We start from the raw sequence: 3,925 nt of genomic DNA on the forward strand, positions 1-3,925 counted from the left end.
GCATATTGACGGCCCGCAGGCGGAGGAATAGTTTCTGCGTTAACGGGGCAGTTCACCCCGTTCCACGGAATGAGGCGCCCGGGCTGGGCCGCTTCTGCGCGGGGCACCCTCCAATCGCCGTGGACTGACGGATGGAATGAAAAGCAGGAGGGAAACGGCCATGCCGAAGTATCTGTTTGAAGCAACGTACGTTGGACAGGGCATCAAGGGGCTGATGCAGGAGGGCGGCACCAAGCGCCGCGATGCTCTGACGGAGGCACTGAAATCCGTAGGAGGCTCGCTGGAGAGCTTCTACTACGCCTTTGGCTACTACGACGTCCTTGGCGTTTTTGAGGCGCCGGATGATGCAAGCGCTGCAGCACTGTCGCTGCTGATCAATTCGACGGGGAACGTCAACGTCCGCCTGAAGCCGCTCCTGACGGTGGAGGACATCGACGAGGCCGCCAAGAAGACGCCGTCCTACCGGGCCCCCGGACAGTAAGGAGAGGCTGGCACGTTGGCGGGCGGCCGCCGTCGTACATCACGACGGCGGCCCGCTGGCTGCGTGCGGCAGGGGCGCCGCGAAAAGCCGTAACGGTTGCGCCATGTGGCGGCGCAAGTTGTTAGCATAATGAGGAGAGACACTGGGGCTGTCGAACTACCGGATCCAGGGCGATGCAGCCCGCCGTGGATGACATTCTGAATTATTGGGGTTGTTTTTCTCATGTGGCGGGAGCCAATCAGGCGGCGGACCCGGGAACTCCTGCGGGAGTTCGTAGACCGGGCGGATGAACTCGTACGCACCCAGGAACATGTGGAGGGGCTGCTCGGCGCCGTCGTTTCCCTGACCGAGGACCTGAGCCTGGAAGCTGTGCTGGACCGGGTGGTGCAGTCAGCCTGCGAACTTGTCGGCGCGAGGTACGGAGCCCTGGGTGTCATCGGCGATGACCAGCAGCTCAGCCATTTCATCACGGTGGGCATAGACGACGAAGGCGCCCGGCTCATCGGTGACCTTCCCACCGGGCATGGCGTGCTGGGGCAACTGATCCGCGAACCCAAACCGCTCCGCCTTCATGACCTGGGCGAACATCCCATAACATCCGGTTTCCCGGCCAACCACCCGCCGATGAAGACGTTCCTGGGCGTTCCGGTCCGGGTACGGGATGAAGTCTTCGGGAACCTGTACCTGACGGAAAAGATCGACGGCGTCGATTTCACGGCCGAAGACGAGGACCTCGCCGTTGCGTTGGCCGCTGCCGCGGGCGTGGCCATCCAGAACGCCAGATTGTTTGAGGACAGCACCAGCCGCCAGCGGTGGCTGGAAGCGGGCATGGAAGTCAGCGACAGCCTGAAGGCCCACCCACGGTCGGACACCGAGAACCTGGACATGATCGCGGAGCGGGCACTTCACGCCTCACGGTCGGCGCTGGCGCTCATCGCGTCGGTGGCCGGGGACGGGAGCATACGGTGCCGGACATCGGTGGGGGTCCAGTCGGTGCCCGGCGGGCAGGAGATGCCGGCAGGGTCGGTGCTGGCTGAAGTGCTGGCGACGGGGGAAACCAGGGCATTGGCCGATCCGCTCAAGGTGTTTGACGCGGAGATGGCTGAAAAGCTTGGTCCCGTCCTGGTATCCGCCCTTGGCAACAACAGTGACGGCCACCTCGACAGTGTGTTGATCCTGGCCAGGGCCGCCGGCGGGACACGCTATACGGAGGTGGACGTCGAATCGAGTACGGTGTTCGCCTCCCGGGTGGGCCTGACGCTGGACCTGTTGAAGGCGAACCAGCTGCGCGAAGAGCACGCACTGTTCATCGACCGGGAGCGGATCGCGAGGGACCTGCATGACCTGGTCATCCAGCGGCTGTTCGCGGCCGGATTGAACATCCAGGGCCTGCGCCGGTACACCTCGGATCCCTTCTGCAATGAGCGCATCGCGGGAGTTACGGAGGAACTGGACGGCTGCATCCGCCAGCTTCGCGACACCATCTACTCACTGCAGGCCCGGGGATCAGACCAGGAGCTGCTCAGCGGCCGCGTCCTGCGCGCCGTCCAGGAGGCAGCCAGCGCTGCCGGCTTCCTTCCACGCATCCAGCTCTCCGGCCCCGTTGATGACGCTGTGGGACCGGAGGTGGCTGAAGAGCTGCTGCCGGTGCTGCACGAGAGCGTCAGTAACGCGGTCAGGCACTCGGGGTCGGAAGACATCTATGTCCTGCTCGCCGCGCAGGAGGACGAAGTGGTGCTCACCGTCCGGGACAACGGGCGCGGCTTCAAGGACCCGCAGCGGGTCAGCGGCCTGGACAATATGAGGAAGCGCGCCTCCCGCCTGGGCGGGACCTGCGTCATCGAGAGCGCTCCGGGTGAGGGGACGAGCGTGACCTGGACGGTGCCGACGGCGTAGCCAGCTCGCGGAGCCGCCGGAAGCCCAGTTTCTCCAGCACGGAGGAAACGGAGGCGGCCACCGTCGCCTCGGGCAGCGCCAGCTCCTGTCCGATCTGCTGGTTGGTCAGGCCCCGGGCCATGAACCCGAGCACGTTCCGCTCCTGCATTGTCATGGCCGCCAGCCAGGATGCCGAAGCAGTTGCATAGAGGCTCTCGGCCACCCGTTCCCGGACACCCGGTCCCATCAGTGAACCGCCCGACGCGGCGCTGCGGATGCCGTTGAACAGCTCGCTGTTGTCTCCAATCTGCTTGAGCACGTACCCGGAGGCGCCGGCGAGAACCGCTGCCCGCACAGCGTGCTGCCTGTCCCAGCTGGTGAGCATCAGGCATTTCACCCCGGGTGCAGCCAGGCGGAGGTACCGGCATACCTCTATGCCCGTGCCGTCCGGCAACTGGTCATTCAACAGCACGATGTCCGGCTTCAGGCTGGGGACGAGGCGGGCGGCTTCCGCGGCTGACCCGCTTTCGCCCGCAATCTCGAATCCTTCCTGCTCAAGCAGGTCCCTCAGCCCCTGCCGGACCAGGCCGTGGTCGTTGAGGATGAAGACCCGGACAGGCTGGGCCGGAGACCAATCCATGCCCGTGGGTGTTGCTGGTGTTTCCATGAAAGACGCTTCCATCGGCTCGATGCCCTCCCCGGCCGCCTCTCTTTCCCTGCAGCCGCCCCTTCGAAAGGAACCTCACTACATCGTCCAGCGCGCCGGCGCCTGCCATCAGGGCCAAAAGTCCGGACCTGCCCGTTACCCGCGTGATGAGGAGCACACCACGGCAGAATGCGGTCCGTTTATGCTGCTTTTCGGCTCCGGTCAGGCGGCGTTCGGCTCCGGTCAGGCGGCGTTCGGCCGGGACTGTGCGAGGAAGGCCTCCAGTGCTTCGAGGGCCGCGTCCGCGTCGTTGAAGGCCGGGTTGTTATGCGGGTGGAGGCGGTGCAGAAGGCCGCCGTTGTACTGGAGGCGGCGGCGGGCCGTGCCCACGGCGCGGCTGGCATAGGCCACGTTGCCGGAGTGCCGGAGCAGGGGGAGGGTCAGGCCCTGGAGCGAGCCCAGGGCGACGGCGAGGACACTGGCATCCATCTGGTGTCCAGCGGCACGGTGATGCCGCAGCTGTACGGCAAATGCGTCCCAGACTTCCCTTGCTGCAATCCGCGCCACTTCCGTGCGCGCTTCGGCGTCCGGAAGGCCTTTGTCCGTGAGCTGCCCATACAAGCACTCGAGCCGGTCTTCCGGGCGCGAGGTCACGGCGGCATGGAGCGTGAAAATGTCAGCGGGCATGCCGCTCCTTTCAAAGGACCGCCACACCGGTGTCCACGCTGACACCGGGGTGGCGTGCTTTCAGTTCCTCCAGCACGGAACGTATGCGTTCCGCATGGAAAAGCCGCTCCGGCCTCGCAACCTAAGGACCCGGACGGCGCCTTTCCAAGGATGGCAAGCGCTTCCAGCCCAGCCATAGGGCAGAAAGTCCCGGACTTGCTCCACCCCGCCTTGGCCGGTGGCCGCCGTCGTACATC

At 65.6% G+C, this 3,925-nt stretch carries 4 protein-coding genes; 2 read left to right on the plus strand and 2 right to left on the minus strand.

Features of this window, described 5'->3' with window-relative positions:
- The first annotated feature begins 160 nt into the window (after positions 1-160).
- Positions 161-481, plus strand: a complete 321-nt coding sequence (locus FHJ30_RS20090) for a GYD domain-containing protein (protein ID WP_139031023.1) — start codon at positions 161-163, stop codon at positions 479-481.
- Between the two features lie 222 nt (positions 482-703).
- Positions 704-2,377 (plus strand): GAF domain-containing sensor histidine kinase, encoded by a 1,674-nt coding sequence (locus tag FHJ30_RS20095; protein ID WP_139031024.1) that lies wholly within the window; start codon positions 704-706, stop codon positions 2,375-2,377.
- Here the strand turns inward: FHJ30_RS20095 and FHJ30_RS20100 are convergent.
- Both FHJ30_RS20100 and FHJ30_RS20105 read right to left on the minus strand, forming a co-directional pair.
- Complete coding sequence (locus FHJ30_RS20100; RefSeq protein WP_139031025.1) at positions 2,319-3,023, minus strand: response regulator transcription factor; 705 nt, start codon at positions 3,021-3,023, stop codon at positions 2,319-2,321. The two genes, FHJ30_RS20095 and FHJ30_RS20100, sit on opposite strands and share 59 nt — an antisense overlap.
- 222 nt (positions 3,024-3,245) lie before the next feature.
- On the minus strand, positions 3,246-3,689 hold the full coding sequence (locus FHJ30_RS20105) for a hypothetical protein (RefSeq protein WP_139031026.1): 444 nt from the start codon (positions 3,687-3,689) through the stop codon (positions 3,246-3,248).
- Between the last annotated feature and the right edge of the window lie 236 nt (positions 3,690-3,925).

The organism is Arthrobacter sp. BB-1 (assembly GCF_006151685.1).
GTDB lineage: Bacteria > Actinomycetota > Actinomycetes > Actinomycetales > Micrococcaceae > Arthrobacter.